This is a genomic window from Alkalicoccus halolimnae, from assembly GCF_008014775.2.
GTDB classification, from domain to species: Bacteria; Bacillota; Bacilli; order Bacillales; family Salisediminibacteriaceae; genus Alkalicoccus; species Alkalicoccus halolimnae.
In genome coordinates, this window is record NZ_CP144914.1 from 2,466,312 (window position 1) to 2,481,654 (window position 15,343).

A 15,343-nucleotide genomic window follows, 5' to 3' on the forward strand; every position below is an offset into this window, starting at 1 on the left:
CACAGTCAAATGAAAAAACTATGAATGACATCCCTTTAGGAGTATGATTCATAGTTCCTTAAGTTACTAAAATGAATGAGCACATCACTTTTACTTTGGATTCTGTTTGATGATTACCAACGCACTTATCGCAGCGGATAATCTTTGATTTCGCTCCTGACAAGGGAGGAACTTACGTTAATTGGCGCTTAAATACCTGAGTGGAAATGATATAAGCGACGATCATAATACCGATACACCAGGCAAGCGCTGCCCAGATATCGTTGTTAACAGCCCCGTCATTCAATATGGCACGGATGGAATTTACGATAGAAGTCACAGGCTGGTTCTCAGCGAACACACCGACAATTTTGGGCATGGTTTCGGTGGGAACAAAAGCCGAACTGATAAACGGCAAGAAAATTAACGGGTACGAATAGGCTGTCGCCCCCTCCATAGACTTTGCGGTCAATCCGGGAATGACAGCAAGCCATGTTAACGCCAGCATAAACAATCCGAGTATAGCAGCCACACCGAGCCAGCCGACGAGGTCAGCGTTAGAACGAAAGCCCATCAAAAGTGCGGCAAAGATAACCACCACGACAGCAAGGGCGTTGGAAACAAGTGAAGTCACCACGTGGGCCCATAATACGGATGAACGTTTAATGGGCATCGTAATGAAACGCGCCATCAGCCCGCTCTTTACATCGTTAAACAGCCGTAAAGAAGTATAAGCAACACCGGAAGCTATCGTAATCAGCAGGATTCCCGGCAATAAATAATTAACGTAGTTGTCCGTGCCTGTTTCTATGGCGCCGCCAAAGACGTAAACAAACAGCAGCAGTATCATAATCGGCGTAACCGCCACCGTGATAATCGTATCGGGACTGCGCATAATATTGCGCATTAACCGCCCTAATAATACTCTTATTTTGCTTTTCATTTACACCTTCTCCCTCCTGCCGACTATCGCCAGAAAAATTTCTTCCAATGTCGGTTGTTTTTCGATGTATTCCACTTTCGATGGCGGAAACATTTCTTTCAGTTCGGTGAGAGTCCCGGTTGTAATGATTTCCCCTCCATGCAGAATGCCGATACGGTCCGACAATTGTTCTGCTTCTTCAAGGTATTGAGTCGTCAGCAGGATAGTGGTTCCACCGCCAGCAAGTTCCTTAACAGTATCCCATACTTCCATTCGCGATTCGGGATCAAGGCCAGTTGTCGGTTCATCGAGAAAAATGACCGCCGGCGTCCCGATTAAACTCATGGCAATGTCCAGCCGGCGTTTCATCCCCCCGGAATAATTTTCTGCCCGGCGGTTTGCTGCATCGGCCAGACTGAATCGTGCAAGCATGTCGTCTGCAACGTGATCCGGATTGGCAGCTCCCCGCAGCTTAGCAATCATCAGCAGATTCTCCCTTCCAGTAAGGATTCCATCCAATGCTACGAACTGTCCTGTCAGGCTGATGTTCTGACGCACTAGATCGGATTGACGCTGGACGTCAAAGCCGCAGATGCCTGCTTTTCCATCATCTTGCTTCATCAGCGTTGAGAGAATGTTGACTATTGTAGTCTTGCCCGATCCATTTGCTCCCAGCAGTGCGAAAATTTCACCACGCTGTACCTCGAGGTTCACACCTTTTAAGGCTTCATTGTCTTTAAAGGATTTTTTTAACCCGCTTACAGAGATAACCGAATTTTTCATACCTTCCCCTCCTTTAACTAGTTATACTGATAATCTGTATTACTTACTACTGAAGTAAAAATATACTGAACAGCGGAGGTGGAAAATCAGGTTCGCAATCAGCCATTCAGTCATCATCTATTTAATTTGCCTGTCTATATAGCTGTTCAACACTTTCTTCTGGTGCAGCAGTTTTTGCTGGCTTGTTTAATATTTTCGGTTTTTACGATTAGTCACGGTTGATCGTGTCATTTAACTCATCACGATACTTATCCTGCCACGTTTTAGAGTCTTTCACTATTTCGTCGCAGAAAGCGGCCACGTCATTTCCCGTAAGATCAGTAACTTTCCTGCCTTCTGCAGCACCTTCTTCAAAGAGATCAAGAATATTATTGAAAATACGTTTCATGTCTTTCCAGTCGGTGAGACCACCTGAAGTCCATATATATTTTTTGATAGCGCTGTAAGCGTTGCGGTATTCAGCTGGAAGGCCATTTGCACGCGCCTCCATTGCCTTCCATTCCCGTTTCTCGTTACGGCTTCCAGTAATTTTTTCAAAAATATTCATATTAATTCTCCTTTTTATCTTATTTTGTTTTTGAGCTCGTTAATTTTACCGGAAATAAATTCCCATTTTTCCCAAAATATCTTCAGCTGCTCTTCCCCAGCTGCGGTGAGCGTGTAAAATTTTCTCGGCGGTCCCTTCGTGGATACCTTTTTCTCTATATCGACAAGATTCTTTTTTTCCAGCCGCATCGTAATCGTATAAACAGTACCTTCCACAACCTCTGTGAAGCCCATGTCGCGCAGCTTCTGCGTGATTTCATAGCCGTAAGTTTCCCCTCGGCTGATGATCTCGAGCACACAACCTTCAAGCACACCTTTCAACATTTCTGTAGTATTCTCCAAATTTCTTCCTCCTCCCAGTTGAATTTCATGATGTTTTCATTCATCTGTTATCAGTATTTTGTTATACAGATAATCTGTAATACTTATTACTACTATATAGTATCGCATAGTACCGTTATTGTCAAGAAGACTGGTTTCTTTTTTAAATTTCTTGATCCATATAATACTAATAAATTCTAATATTAAAATTGAGCAGTTTCTTTAGTTATTTGAATCAATTTCATAAGTCGTTATAAGAAAAGGATTTCCGAACATGGTGAATGATTTCCACTTCAGACGGACGCTTTCCGCGGGGCTCGTCTTCAACTAATCCTTCCAGTGACGTACACTGGAAGAATGGATTTTCAGACTTCGCTTAATCCCGCCGGAGTAGCCGTCTGCCGTTTCAATCATCGGATTTCATATACGAATATTCAAACTATAAATTGATAATATGTTCGTTAAAATAACTTGAAAGGTATATTATGCAATTGATTCATTTAAAAGGAATTTCTTTTTCACGTTCTCTTTTGTAAACGACAGTCTTCGTGTCTGTGGGGACGCTTTCCAGGTTCAAGGGAGGGATAGTTGAAGGCTTTTCCGAAATATAATGACACGAGAAAAAAAGTTTTAGTTTACTTCTATTTGTCTAAGTTCATCCGGTTGATAATAGGCGCTTTTTGTGGATGGCAGGCTGAAAATGCATAATGTCACCGAAACGATTACCATCACCATCGCTCCTGCTATGACCGCAGCTGCAATGGAAAATATCTGTGCAAGAAGCCCTATCACTATGGTAGTTACTATGACTAGTGCTGCCTGGATCAATTCGTACAAGCTTCCTATTCTTCCCATAATCTCTACAGGAATGTTGTTCTGATAAAAGGTAAGGAAACCAGTATTTGTAAAGGCGAGAAAGAAGGCAAGCATGAAAAATCCGCATGCAGCTATGAGAAACGAATTTGAAAATGCGTAGATGAGGTAACCGATAGAAACCAATACGGCCCCTGGTCCAATTAAATAGGAAGTAGCAATCTTTTTTACGAGAAGTGTGTTAAGAAGCGCTCCAACAATAATACCCGCTCCTGCTATGCTTACTAAAAAGCCATAGTCACTGTCAGATAAATTCAGCACGTCCTTTGCAAAAGCAGCTTCCAGAGAATCGACGGCCGCCGTCATCACAATAACGGAACTGAACAAAAAATAGATAAGCATGATATAACCGTTCTTTCTACTGAAATTCCAGACCACTTGAAAATCTTTCTTTACTAATAGGAGTGACAACTTCTCCTCTTTTTTAAAGGAAAGTGAATGTTTATCGAGGTCAGGCATAAGCAAAGTAACTAAACCAGATAAAAACAAAGCAGCCGCATTAATGAATATAGCAGACTCGGGACTCCCAATAATAAAAAGTATTCCTGCAAGACCGGGTCCCAGAAGAAAAGCCCCTGAATCTATTAAACTTCGCAAAGAATTAAATTTCTTCCTTTGTTCAAAGGGGATTAGTTTTGTGATATAAACCATCGAGGTCGGGCTGAACATGGAAGAAGCTATGTTAATCAAAAAGACGACAATATACATCATCCAGAGAGAAACTTCAAGAAGCCAAGGTAAAAACAGCAGGCAGACAGCTCTGAAAATATCCAGACCGACCATCAAGCTTCGTTTATTCCATCTATCAATCAAACTGCCTGACCAAAGATTAGTTACCAGCGCAGCTAGAGGAATAAGAATATAAAGAGCCGCTACGGCTAACGGAGATCCGGTGATGTCGAATACGAGTAAATTTAATGCAATTAAGTAAACCCAGGCACCTAAGTTGGACACCCCTATTCCCAGCAGTAAAATCAGCGGGTATTTCCACGATTCGAGAAAAAATTTGAATGTCATGGTGATCCCTCCTGAAGTTAATTTTGTTTTTAAAACAAAAAAATCCCGCCCTCAAGACCTATTGTCTTGAGGACGAGATGTAATCATCGTGGTGCCACCCCAGTTTATTAATATGCAGTCATATTAATCTTTTCAGGTACGGCATCTATATGCTTATACCCTGGCTCTGTAACGGGAGCTCCCGTTATACCATCCCCTTAAAAGGTTCCGATACAATGCTCAGAGGTTTGGTTCAATAAGAAATTCCCTGCTCCATTTCAGCTGGCGGAGCTCTCTGTGAAGACATTTTTTATTTACTCTTCTCATCAGCGCATATGTCAATCATTTAACATTTTAAGATATTATAGCATGATGTTCCATATAATGTATACTTGGATATTTTCATTATTAAAATAAACTTCTAAATATATATGTCGAATTTATTATTAATACATTAACTGTCTGTCATCTTCGTTTCACTGGGGACGCTTTCCGCCTTCGATTTCCTGCTGTTTTCAAGGAAGTTACCTGTTTACATCGTGCTGATCATTATATTCAGGAAATGAGCAACATATGATCATTTCCGAGCGTAAAGAATTTTGAACCTTACTTTCCGATCTCCTCTACCCATTCAAGCAGCCTCTTTTTCGGATAATAAACGCTGTTATTAATAACGATGTGCGGAATATCTTCGTGTTCCTTCGTTAGTGACTGCGCATCTTTTTTTTCAATTCCTAACGTATAATGAACATCTTTTTCATGAATAAGTTGCTTTTCATCTTGATCAGATAAATAGTCCATCATATTTTTGGAATTTGGATTATTAGAATTTTTCATTCCGTCTCCAATAAAATAGGCGGCTGCCGCCAATCCTACAGCAAGCCAGAAAAAATCCAGTTCCATTGTTCATCCTCATTTCTTTTCTGTATTTTCTATTTTCAATTTAACATGAATTACCATCCGATTCCATTTATCAACAAATAATACAACTATCCGTATATAAAGTCGGATGATTGAAACGGCAGACGGCGGCTCCAGCAGCGACGTATGAAAGGGATTCAAATAGTTAACGAATTAAATTATTATACTTTAGGTTTTTTAGATAATATTTCTAATGTACTGTGATAGTGGGGTTTTCCGTGGGTATTGTCTAAAAACTTCGAGCGGACTAAGCTGATCGTTGTATAATCTTCCACTAAATCCTGCATCTCGCCTTGAGTGAAATAGTGATGGTACATGTTATTTTCCTCGTCGTAATATGTAAAATCAGCGACCTGCTTACACCTTTCTTTTGCTTTTTTGATACTTGGTTCTTCATTATCAAACACGTTTATATATATTAACCCGTCTTCTTTTAATCCCTTTTTCAGTTTAGTCATTATTTCATTCCTATCTTTTTCAGAGAAAAAGTTTAATACGTTGGATAGAATGATTAAGGAGTACTCGTCTTTTTGAACGTCGTATTCTCTAATATCAGCAGCCTCAGCTTTTATATTGAGATTATATTCTTCGGAAAGTTCCTGACATCTGCTTATGGCAGTCTTCGAGATATCTAAACCTTCTACCTCGTATCCCTGTTGAGCGAAATAAAGGGCATTTCTACCTTCTCCGATACCAACATCTAATACTTTCCCTTTTTTAGAGACGAAGGCCGTGTAGTTCAGCAGCATGCTGTTCGGAGTAAATCCCCATAAATTATCGACACTTCTGTATTCTTTTTCCCAAACTTCGTGTTTCATCTGAGTCCCTCCCTTTATTTTATCGGTAAATGCCATTCTTCTTTTAATAACCCATAGATGACCCGATCGTGATATTCCCCATTTAAGTATTCATAATTTCGAATAGTGCCTTCTTGTGTAAAGCCAAGCTTTTCCGGTATTGTCCTGCTTCTTAAGTTTTTACTTGCTGTATTTACTTCAATTTTTCTTAAACCGAGATCATTAAAGGAATGGTCGATAAATTGACTTAAAGCTTTTGCAGCCAGCCCTTTTCCCGTGAATTCATCTCCAAGCCAGTAACCAATCTCCGTTTTTTTGGCACTCCAGTCAATATATAAAAACCCTATGGAACCAGCAATTCTGCCGTTATGCCAGATACCAGCCCAATATCCATTATTCTCCGCCAGCCTTTTCAGCGACTTTTTTATGAATGCTGCTGTATCATCGACTTTATTTGTATGGCTGGGAAAAGAAAGCCACTCCCCTATAGTTTCGCGGCTGTCATCTATGACTTGATACAATTCTTTTGCATGTCGAGGTTCTAAAATGGCTAAATGAGTCTCTGAATCAATAGTGGCTTTATACATTCTCTTCCCCCTGCATTTTTTATATGCTTTTTTGTTTAACTTTTATCTTTCCTTAGTATACGCACAACTTTTCAAATCTCCATTTTTATTCTTGAATCCCATTTTATCCTAAATAGGGATATGTTGAAATATTATAGCGTTTATAAATTGTATGTTTCTAAATGCTGCAGGCCCGTCAGCTATCCGGCTTCTATAACAATAAAAAAGCAAAGTGGAGCGTGGACTCGACTTTGCTCAGAATGTAAACAAGTCCCTTCAAGAAGGAACTTGGCTGCAGTCTAAAATCCCGATGTGAGACCTATTTATTACTTTCTATTAGAACCACCGGTGAAAAGCTCATCTACTGTGGTATTCAATACATTTGCTATGTCAAACGCTAATTGTAAAGTAGGGTCGTACTTATCATTTTCAATTGCATTTATTGTTTGTCTGGATACCTTACAGCGTTTAGCAAGTTCTTCCTGAGATAATTCAGCTGATTTCCTTAATATCTTAATGTGATTCTTCATTTAATCACCATATTTTTTCCTGTACATTAGTAATGTTACCAGATATATTATTGAAATTATCGTCATAAACGAAATCGGCGAAATTCCATTACCATTATAAGAAGTGTTCCCTTGGAAAGTTTGATAAATGGACTGTGCAACATACAGAATCAACATACCAAAGACTACCATAAATGCGTATGATTGAGCTTTTTTATGGATAAAATTCTTTCTTTCATCACCCTTTTGAGTAAATGTTGCAATAAAAATAGAAATTCCACAAATTAACAATATGATTGAATACACAATTTTAACCCAATCCATTTTTCAGCTTCCTCCCTACTAAAAATGTAAAAAGAATTTGACACTTTTCAGTTTACCACCAGCACCAAAAATGTCAAATTCTTTTTACATTATGGCTGCCTTGAAAATAAAACGTATTAAAAATAAACGTCCGCATTCGTTTCCATGGGGACGCTTTCCGGGCAGGCCGTCCTTATTCGCCTCGGAGTCGCCCCATGTGCCCTGCGCTTTCGGTTAAAAAGACGGAGCAGGACCCGTCTGCAACTATAGAAGATCCCTCTTAAACCTCCTTCGTTCCATTAATTTTTCAATCTGCACAGGCAGCAAAAAAGAAGCAGGCATTCAGGGATTTCCATGAATGCCTGCTTCTTTAATAGTGTCAAGCGCCTTAAGTTAATGACATTAACTTAAGGTTTGGTGCTTTTAGAGAATAATAAATTATTCAGCATCGTCGTCTTCTTCTGTGTCTTCAACTGCGTCACCTTCACCTGCTGCAGTAATCTGATAAATCTTACCGTCATCAGTGGCTGCAGTAAGCGCGCCATCCTCAGTTACAAGAATATCACGGAAACGTTCGCCTTCTTCCGTTAATAGACGCTCCTCTCCAACTATGAGGTCATCTTCAATTACGACACGTACAATATAGTTCGGCGCTAAACCACCGATGAACAAGTCGTTCTCCCATTCAGAAATTGCGTCGTTATCATAGAATGACATACCACTTGGTGCACTTGTTGGATCCCAATAATATACTGGTTCAACAAAGCCCTGCTCCTCGTGTTCTGAAATGCCTTCATTGACAAATTCACCACTGTACTCGAGACCATAAGAAACAATTGGCCATCCATAGTTCTCGCCTGGTTCAATAATATTCAGTTCATCCCCAGCTTCTGGACCGAATTCAACAATCCATAAGTCTTCTGTTTCAGGGTGGAAGTCCACACCTTGAATATTACGGTGACCGTAGCTGTAAATACCATCCAGTGCGTCTTCATCTTCGACAAATGGATTCGTATCTACTGCTTCTCCATCTTGTGTAATGTGAATTACTTTACCCAGGTAAGCATCCAAGTCTTGTGCACGTTCGCGGATTGGATCATCTGAACGCTCACCAGTTGTTAAGAACAGGTTGTCCTCATCATCAAAGATAATACGCCCACCGTAGTGTAAGGAACCATCATATGCTGGTTCTGCCTGGAAGATTACTTCAAAATCTTCAAGTGAAGCTTCATCTTCTGATAGAACACCTTTACCGACAGCAGTTACAGTACCACCTTCAATATCTTGAGCAAACGTCATAAATACTAATCTTGATTCGTCAAAATCAGGTGCAATGGTTACATCAAGCAGCCCACCTTGAGCTTCGTTATTTACTTCTGGTGTACCTTCGATTGGATCTGAAACAGAACCATCTTCAAGGTCTATAATAAGAAGTTCGGCTGAATCTCTCTGCGTAACAAGTAAGCGGTTTGTATCAAACTCTTCCATACCCCAGGACACACCAAGATCTTCAACAACAACTTCCTCATTAAGTTCTGTTTCAGTCTCTACTTCAGGTGCTCTTGTTTGTTCTGGAAATGCTGGTTCAAACTCAGTAACTTTTGGTTCATCTTCTGCACTTCCATCATCTTCTGTACTTTCATCAGCGCCCTCGTCAGCACTCTCTTCTGCTGCATCGCCCTCGTCAGCATTTTCTTCTGCTCCGGCATCCGAATCAGTATTTTCTTCTGTTCCAGCATCCGAGTCATCCGTTGATTCCTCATCTGTAGTATCATCATTACCACATGCTGCAACCACCATCACAGTAGAAAGCGAGAGAGCAAGCAGGCCGTTTCTCTTCAGTTTTTTCATTCTAAAATCAACCTTTCCATAATAAGTTTCTTAATTCTTATAACTGTACTATTACTTAAGTTGCATTTCCCTTTTTAAAAATTTATAAAACCCCAGCTCTAAAGCCTGGTTTATAAACCAGGTCTGTTAATTATCCAAAATTAGACAAAATTGGCCCGTAATAATGACGCCTGGAATGAAGAAAAGCTGCTATTTCTGAAATCAAATCAATTGGCAATAGGTTCTCCAATAGTTTCCTTTGAAAAGAAACAAAGGAAAGATAGGTAAACACGCGAGCTCTCGGCACATGGGGCAAATCCGGGGCGATAAAGGACGAGTTGAAGATCCATCCCCCGCGACCGAAGGGAGGAGGGGATAAGCTGAAGCCGGCCCTGCGCCCCCATGGAAACGAAAGCGGACGTTCATCGCTTATCTACTTTATTTTCAAGGTAGACTTCTTCAGGTCATTTCCCGTATTTATTATTTTCTACAGGAAATCTAAAATAAGATGCGGTTTCTCGCTCTTCTTTCCATCCTTCCTCGTAAAATAAATCAGAAATTATTATTCATTCCTCCCGCTCATTAAATGTTTCCTGATTGACCTGGCTTTATTTGTTTTAAAACAATGGTTCTTCCTTTTCCGTAAACTCCAGGAAAAATGGATTCACCAGTATAGCTAAGATAACTACCAGTACAGCAAAAGGCCAGAGGACGGAAAAAGGAGGATCCACCAATTGTACGATAACAACTGTTCCTAATGCTGCCGCGGGTCCAATCCACATCCCCTGACGTCTTTTTTGAGCAGTAATATACTGATACGCTCCACATTCCGGACATTTTCTCTGTCCAAATCCGATAAGAAGTTCTCTCCACTTAAAAAAATAATTGCATCTGGAACAATGAGGCAGCTTCATTTTACTTGTCCTCCTTCTGCAGAATGGTTATCTGAACCATATTTGTAGTTCTCTCCTTCACAGTCCAAAGACATATATCTTTCAACGAATATTACGTATTTGGATTGTCGAAAGAACGACATACTATTGTAGAACGTGATGTTTATTTTACTCTTAATGTTAATATTCAGGAAGGTTTATACAAAAACAGTAAATAAAAACTCAAATTAAAAATAAGCGGAGATCTGAGAAGCAAAAGAACACCCTGCCAATGGCAAGGTGCTCAATCTTTTTATATTTTTTATCCTTCGTACACTTCCGAACCTGAAAAGCTCTCTTCTTTCTTATCCATTCGATAGCTGACAACTGCCAATCCAGAAGCGATCAGGGCGCATAAGCCGCCAACCCATGACAGTTGGATTAAGCTCTCATTCGCCACCACATATCCTCCGATTGTTGCCCCTAACGCAATGCCGATATTAACGGCTACGGGCGTTAATGAAGAAGCAAAATCTTTCGCTGCTGGGAAATAAAGTTCGGCTAAGTTCATCAAATATAATTGTATTGTTGCATTCATGGCATAAATCATAACCGCCATCAGCATAAGGCTTATAAGTCCCGCATAGGTAGATTCCATTGTGAAGTATAAGGAACCCAATATAACGGCCTGGATTAGAAATACATAACGAAGCTTGCTCACACCGTCGCGGCTGGCGATTTTCCCTGCCAACACATTGCTTAAGATAGAAAATGCCCCATAAGCAAGCAGAATAATACTTATATATCTTGTGGGAATGCCCAATCCTTCTTCCATTATCGGTGTGATATAAGTGTAGATTGTATACGTGCCTGCAATTGAAAAGGTCGGTATAAAGAAAGCCAAAATTATTCTGGGGTTCGCCAGCAGGCCAAGCTGTTCTTTTACCGATCCTTTCTGTACCTGGAGGTTTTTCGGAAGGATAAAAATACTAATCGCTAAACTAATGACACCTAACAATGCTGTAAACCAGAAAGTCAGCTGCCAGCTGCCGAGTTGACCGATGAGTGTCCCCACTGGAACACCAATAACATTAGAAATCGTAAAACCTGCAAAGACCAACGCAATAATAGCGCTTTTCTTACTTACCGGCATAATCTCGCTGGCAATACTCATCGACAACGCAACCAGTACGCCGCTTACTACCGCTGTAATGATTCTGGAAAAAACCAATAATTCATAAGAACCGGATAAGGCACTGATCACATTTCCAACAATGAATAAAGAAATTAAAATCAGCATCAACGGATACTTGGGGAATCTGCTCACAAAAGCTGTCAATAATGGTGTTCCAATGGCATATGCGATAGCAAAGCCGGATACGAGGGTACCCGCTACGGCAAGGCTGATATTTAAATCTGAAGAAACTTCAGTTAAAAGACCTACAATGACAAATTCACTGGTCCCCATTACAAAAGTTAAAAGTGTCAGCGTAAAAGCCAATATTTTTTGTTTCGTGCTTAACGATTCTTTTTCTAAAACTGTGGTCATGAAAAACTCACTCCTGTTTTTATTCTTTTACGCCATATTAAACTTTTGTATTTTTATATAGATATATCTAAAAATATCGATATACATATTCAAAAAAAAGACATGGCTCTGCCTCAAATTTCTTCGTTAACGAATTTTGCGACTTTTGCCAATGTCTCTTCATTTCGTCTGTAATATGTCCATTGCCCGTACCGCACAGCTTCCAGCAAACCTGCTTTTTGCATGAGGGATAAATAATGGGAAACAGTTGATTGAGATAAATTGACCTTTTCCTGAATATCTCCGACACAAACGCCGCCTTTAATGCTTACCTCCTTTGGTAAATGTGCCTGCTGTGCAGGAAAATTCTTCTCCGGTTCTCTTAACCATTTCAAAATATTAAGGCGAGTTTCATTTGATAACGCTTTGAATATATCTAAAACATTTAAGTTATCCATTCGCTTATCTTACATCGATTTAATTCGATATGTCAATACATTAGATTATACGTGTACTTTTTCAATGGTTGAAATGCGGTGAGTTGATATTTAACGAGCTATCCACTGCAAAATACTTTTTCTTATAATTTAGGCTACCTTGAAAATAATGTAGATAAGCGATTAACGGACGCTTTCGTTTCCAAGGGGACGCTTTCCGGGCGGGGCGGCCTCAGCTAATCCCTTCCTCTCTGCGGTCGGGAGGGATGGATCTTCAGCTCGTCCTTGACCGCCCTGGAGTCGCCCCATGTCCACTACAGCTTACGGCAAAAAGACAGAGCAGGATCTCCCTTCTAATAAAGAGAATCCTTCCTTGAACATCATTGGTGCCGCCTGTATAGGGGGGAAGTTCCATTCCTTAAGAAGGCCATTTTCATGCCTCATGGTGCAAGACTTTTGCATGAGTGTCTCTGTTAAAGCTTTAACACAGCTATAATTTAAAGACTGGATGACAATAAATATTGTCACCTCTCTAATAACAACGTTAATCAGGACGTTAAAATGAATGCTAATAACGATGTGTTTTTACTTATAGAATAAAGAAAAACAGGTTTTTGTCATTATATGTTAAAATTATATTAGCCTAAAGAAAGAGTTTGTGAAGAAGTGTACTTAAACAAACGAGGAGTTTAATTAAATAAATAACAACTATAAAAATATTCAGGAGGTGTGCATGAAGAATATTTTTTCGATGTTTTTAATGGGGGTATTATTATTTTTAGCAGCCTGCAGTGACAGTGGTCTTTCGATATATGAAGACATGCTATCGGAAAGTGATGAGGAATTCACCTATCATTCCCTTCTTGCAGAAAGTGAGGGTTCTTATGCTGCTTATGCTGTGGTAGAAACGGAAGAGGAGGTAAGAGAGTTGAGTGAAATCCTGCAAAGACCTCTTATCGAAGCTTTCCTGACGTCTCAAGAAAACCATGTGGATGATATCAAATATGGGGGATTAGAAGTTTCTCAAATACCGTCCTATTATGTGTTTGATACAGAAACGCTCATATATCAGACACATGAAAAAGAAGAATTAACAACTTATTTAGACGAAATGGAGTAGTTGGAAATGACTGATCATTACACATATCGGCAAATTGATGTGTTTATTGGCTATATTAGATTTAGTCATCGTTAATAAAATATGAGTAAAACGCACAGATTTTAAAATCTGTGCGTTTTTGTGTGTTAATTACAATGCTAATTGAGCTGTAATTTCACGTTCAATTACAGTGCTATTATGCATGCGAATTCAATTTTTCTCTCCCAAAACCGAGCCCGCTAATTTAATAACGGCCTGCTTTTTTATTTGAAACAGGCCAATATGGTTGTACATGCTTTTTGCTCTCTAAAAAACTGCCTCTCCTATAGAGACAGTTTCTGCAGACCTAAACGCCGTAAAACAGCAGACCTCCGATGATACCAAGGATAACGATAAGCCAGGCAGGGCGTTTCCAGTAAACGAGCAGCATGAACAAAACAGCCGCAAAGGCGAGGTCCGCGCCGTTTCCAACAGCGGACGTAAACACCGGGCTGTAGAGCGCTGCGGCGAGAATCCCTACGACGGCGGCGTTGATTCCGGCTGCCGCTGCACGCATTCCCGGCGCCTGCTGGATTTTAAGCCATAGAGGCAGTACGCCTAACAAAAGCAGAAAAGCCGGAGTGAAAATAGCGACGGTCGCTGTAATCGCCCCCGGCGCCCCGTCGATGACCATACCGAGATAGCTTGCGAAAGTGAATAAAGGACCCGGAACGGCCTGGGCAGCTCCGTAGCCGGCGAGAAAGTCGCTTTCGGAAATGAGGCCTGTCGGTACCACTTCCCGTTCCAGAAGCGGCAGGACGACGTGCCCTCCGCCGAAAACGAGCGCCCCCGCCCGGTAAAAGCTGTCTGCAAGCTGAATATGCAGACTGTCGGTAAGAGCCCGCAGCGCCGGCAGAATTGCAAGCAGTCCGCCAAAAAGCGACAGACAGACCGCTGAAAATTTGATGGAAAGAGTCAGCGGAAGCGACTCTGCTTTCGGCAGCTCTTTATTTCTGTAGATCCACCAGCCGATAAGCCCCGCGGTTACGATGACCAGTACCTGAATCCAGACTGCCGGCACAAGCAGGACGAGCGCAAAACCAAGTACGGCAATTGACGCCCGCTGGTTGTCCGGGGCGAGGTTCTTTCCCATCCCGAGCAGTGCGTGAGCGACGATTGCTACAGCTACAATTTTTAATCCGTCAATAATGCCAAGGTCAATAAGACCCTGCTGCTGAAAACCTACGGCTGCCGCCATAAGCAGCAGAATGGAAGGCGTCGTAAAACCGATAAATGAAATGAGACTTCCTGTTATTCCCCCTCTTGCAAGGCCGATTCCCATTCCTACCTGACTTGAAGCCGGTCCGGGCAAAAACTGGCAGAGGGCAACAAGGTCCACGTACTGCTTTTCTGTCAGCCATTTTCTTCTGTTGACGTACTCCTCCTTAAAGTATCCCAGATGCGCGACCGGCCCCCCGAAAGAGGTCAGACCGAGCCGCAGCGATACGAGAAAAATTTCGAGCCATGTTTTCATTATGTATGTCCCTCCTGCAGCTTATTCCTTTTATGTTTCATAAAGATGACGAAGCACATTCCGTGCCTCCTCCTGGATGTGTGCGCTGTCCCGATAGCGGAGAATCGTCTTCTGAGCCTCTTCTACCGTTCTTTCTCCACCTAGTTCCAGCAGTACTCCTGCAGCCACACTCCCGGTGCGGCTTCTGCCACCTTTTCAATGAAGGACGGCACTACCGCCGCGCTCCAGCAAGTCTGCTGTAAAGCGGACTGCCCGCAGCAGCTCTTCCGGATCTGTCGGACCTCCGTTTATTAAGGAAAATGATTTCGTTCCATGGACAGAAACGGTCTCCGAGAGCGGGCTTTCCGCTTCCGCACGCAGATCGATGACATAATCAGGATGCTCCTTCCGGGAAATTTCTCCCGCTTCCGAAGCTGAACTCATGAACAGCCGCTCCAATATTTCTTCGGACCTCATTTTTCTTACCTCCCTTATATAAGTCAATTCCTATATAGGATAACATGTATATAATGAAGAGTGTATACGGCTGATGTCAAAGCAGGCAAAAC

18 protein-coding genes and 1 other annotated feature are annotated in these 15,343 nt (G+C 41.3%); of the genes, 1 reads left to right on the plus strand and 17 read right to left on the minus strand.

Annotation, left to right across the window (positions count from 1 at the left end; translation table 11 throughout):
• Positions 1-172 precede the first annotated feature (172 nt).
• The 14 genes from FTX54_RS11335 to FTX54_RS11400 all read right to left on the minus strand — a co-directional run bounded on the left by FTX54_RS11335 (position 173) and on the right by FTX54_RS11400 (position 12,204).
• Positions 173-922, minus strand: a complete 750-nt coding sequence (locus tag FTX54_RS11335; RefSeq protein ID WP_147805199.1) for an ABC transporter permease — start codon at positions 920-922, stop codon at positions 173-175.
• The gene (locus FTX54_RS11340) at positions 923-1,684 is read right to left on the minus strand and encodes an ABC transporter ATP-binding protein (protein WP_147805198.1); all 762 of its coding nucleotides are present in this window, start codon (positions 1,682-1,684) and stop codon (positions 923-925) included. It lies immediately after the preceding gene.
• A 208-nt stretch (positions 1,685-1,892) separates the two neighbouring features.
• Complete coding sequence (locus tag FTX54_RS11345) at positions 1,893-2,231, minus strand: DUF1048 domain-containing protein (protein ID WP_147805197.1); 339 nt, start codon at positions 2,229-2,231, stop codon at positions 1,893-1,895.
• Positions 2,232-2,245: 14 nt separating this feature from the next.
• A complete protein-coding gene (locus FTX54_RS11350; RefSeq protein WP_147805196.1) occupies positions 2,246-2,572 on the minus strand; it encodes a PadR family transcriptional regulator in 327 nt (108 codons plus the stop codon).
• Between the two features lie 609 nt (positions 2,573-3,181).
• A complete protein-coding gene (locus tag FTX54_RS11355; protein ID WP_147805195.1) occupies positions 3,182-4,441 on the minus strand; it encodes an MFS transporter in 1,260 nt (419 codons plus the stop codon).
• Between the two features lie 65 nt (positions 4,442-4,506).
• Positions 4,507-4,759: a binding site (T-box leader), on the minus strand.
• 267 nt (positions 4,760-5,026) lie between these two features.
• Entirely contained in the window at positions 5,027-5,323 is a 297-nt protein-coding gene (locus tag FTX54_RS11360; protein ID WP_147805194.1) for a DNA-binding protein, read from the minus strand.
• 179 nt (positions 5,324-5,502) lie between these two features.
• Positions 5,503-6,159, minus strand: a complete 657-nt coding sequence (locus FTX54_RS11365; RefSeq protein ID WP_187254677.1) for a class I SAM-dependent methyltransferase — start codon at positions 6,157-6,159, stop codon at positions 5,503-5,505.
• Positions 6,160-6,173: 14 nt separating this feature from the next.
• Positions 6,174-6,725, minus strand: a complete 552-nt coding sequence (locus tag FTX54_RS11370; RefSeq protein ID WP_147805192.1) for a GNAT family N-acetyltransferase — start codon at positions 6,723-6,725, stop codon at positions 6,174-6,176.
• Positions 6,726-7,030: 305 nt separating this feature from the next.
• The gene (locus FTX54_RS11375) at positions 7,031-7,234 is read right to left on the minus strand and encodes a helix-turn-helix transcriptional regulator (RefSeq protein WP_147805191.1); all 204 of its coding nucleotides are present in this window, start codon (positions 7,232-7,234) and stop codon (positions 7,031-7,033) included.
• Positions 7,235-7,537 (minus strand): hypothetical protein, encoded by a 303-nt coding sequence (locus FTX54_RS11380; protein ID WP_147805190.1) that lies wholly within the window; start codon positions 7,535-7,537, stop codon positions 7,235-7,237.
• Between the two features lie 417 nt (positions 7,538-7,954).
• On the minus strand, positions 7,955-9,367 hold the full coding sequence (locus tag FTX54_RS11385; protein ID WP_147805189.1) for a PQQ-dependent sugar dehydrogenase: 1,413 nt from the start codon (positions 9,365-9,367) through the stop codon (positions 7,955-7,957).
• 596 nt (positions 9,368-9,963) lie between these two features.
• Positions 9,964-10,260 carry a TIGR04104 family putative zinc finger protein gene (locus FTX54_RS11390; protein WP_147805188.1) on the minus strand — a complete coding sequence of 99 codons (297 nt, stop codon included), beginning with the start codon at positions 10,258-10,260 and terminating at the stop codon, positions 9,964-9,966.
• A gap of 280 nt (positions 10,261-10,540) precedes the next feature.
• Entirely contained in the window at positions 10,541-11,767 is a 1,227-nt protein-coding gene (locus FTX54_RS11395) for an MFS transporter (protein WP_147805187.1), read from the minus strand.
• A 113-nt stretch (positions 11,768-11,880) separates the two neighbouring features.
• On the minus strand, positions 11,881-12,204 hold the full coding sequence (locus tag FTX54_RS11400) for an ArsR/SmtB family transcription factor (protein WP_147805186.1): 324 nt from the start codon (positions 12,202-12,204) through the stop codon (positions 11,881-11,883).
• Between the two features lie 712 nt (positions 12,205-12,916).
• Here FTX54_RS11400 and FTX54_RS11405 point away from each other — a divergent pair.
• The gene (locus FTX54_RS11405) at positions 12,917-13,303 is read left to right on the plus strand and encodes a hypothetical protein (protein ID WP_147805185.1); all 387 of its coding nucleotides are present in this window, start codon (positions 12,917-12,919) and stop codon (positions 13,301-13,303) included.
• 325 nt (positions 13,304-13,628) lie between these two features.
• On the opposite strand, the gene chrA is transcribed toward FTX54_RS11405, so the two are convergent.
• From chrA to FTX54_RS11420, 3 genes are read right to left on the minus strand one after another with little or no spacing between them, the layout of a single operon-like run.
• Positions 13,629-14,795 carry a chromate efflux transporter gene (gene chrA / locus FTX54_RS11410; RefSeq protein ID WP_147805184.1) on the minus strand — a complete coding sequence of 389 codons (1,167 nt, stop codon included), beginning with the start codon at positions 14,793-14,795 and terminating at the stop codon, positions 13,629-13,631.
• A gap of 30 nt (positions 14,796-14,825) precedes the next feature.
• Positions 14,826-14,963, minus strand: coding sequence for a hypothetical protein (locus tag FTX54_RS11415; RefSeq protein WP_187254676.1), 138 nt, complete (start codon positions 14,961-14,963; stop codon positions 14,826-14,828).
• A 27-nt stretch (positions 14,964-14,990) separates the two neighbouring features.
• Positions 14,991-15,251: a hypothetical protein gene (locus tag FTX54_RS11420; protein WP_147805183.1), complete on the minus strand. Its 261-nt coding sequence runs from the start codon at positions 15,249-15,251 to the stop codon at positions 14,991-14,993.
• Positions 15,252-15,343 lie beyond the last annotated feature (92 nt).

Coding starts and splice junctions, on each gene's coding strand:
- FTX54_RS11335 (WP_147805199.1), bottom strand. CDS start 922: ATGAAAAGCAAAATAAGAGTATTATTAGGGCGGTTAATGCGCAATATT.
- FTX54_RS11340 (WP_147805198.1), bottom strand. CDS start 1,684: ATGAAAAATTCGGTTATCTCTGTAAGCGGGTTAAAAAAATCCTTTAAA.
- FTX54_RS11345 (WP_147805197.1), bottom strand. CDS start 2,231: ATGAATATTTTTGAAAAAATTACTGGAAGCCGTAACGAGAAACGGGAA.
- FTX54_RS11355 (WP_147805195.1), bottom strand. CDS start 4,441: ATGACATTCAAATTTTTTCTCGAATCGTGGAAATACCCGCTGATTTTA.
- FTX54_RS11360 (WP_147805194.1), bottom strand. CDS start 5,323: ATGGAACTGGATTTTTTCTGGCTTGCTGTAGGATTGGCGGCAGCCGCC.
- FTX54_RS11365 (WP_187254677.1), bottom strand. CDS start 6,159: ATGAAACACGAAGTTTGGGAAAAAGAATACAGAAGTGTCGATAATTTA.
- FTX54_RS11370 (WP_147805192.1), bottom strand. CDS start 6,725: ATGTATAAAGCCACTATTGATTCAGAGACTCATTTAGCCATTTTAGAA.
- FTX54_RS11375 (WP_147805191.1), bottom strand. CDS start 7,234: ATGAAGAATCACATTAAGATATTAAGGAAATCAGCTGAATTATCTCAG.
- FTX54_RS11380 (WP_147805190.1), bottom strand. CDS start 7,537: ATGGATTGGGTTAAAATTGTGTATTCAATCATATTGTTAATTTGTGGA.
- FTX54_RS11385 (WP_147805189.1), bottom strand. CDS start 9,367: ATGAAAAAACTGAAGAGAAACGGCCTGCTTGCTCTCTCGCTTTCTACT.
- FTX54_RS11390 (WP_147805188.1), bottom strand. CDS start 10,260: ATGAAGCTGCCTCATTGTTCCAGATGCAATTATTTTTTTAAGTGGAGA.
- FTX54_RS11395 (WP_147805187.1), bottom strand. CDS start 11,767: ATGACCACAGTTTTAGAAAAAGAATCGTTAAGCACGAAACAAAAAATA.
- FTX54_RS11400 (WP_147805186.1), bottom strand. CDS start 12,204: ATGGATAACTTAAATGTTTTAGATATATTCAAAGCGTTATCAAATGAA.
- FTX54_RS11405 (WP_147805185.1), top strand. CDS start 12,917: ATGAAGAATATTTTTTCGATGTTTTTAATGGGGGTATTATTATTTTTA.
- chrA (WP_147805184.1), bottom strand. CDS start 14,795: ATGAAAACATGGCTCGAAATTTTTCTCGTATCGCTGCGGCTCGGTCTG.
- FTX54_RS11420 (WP_147805183.1), bottom strand. CDS start 15,251: ATGAGGTCCGAAGAAATATTGGAGCGGCTGTTCATGAGTTCAGCTTCG.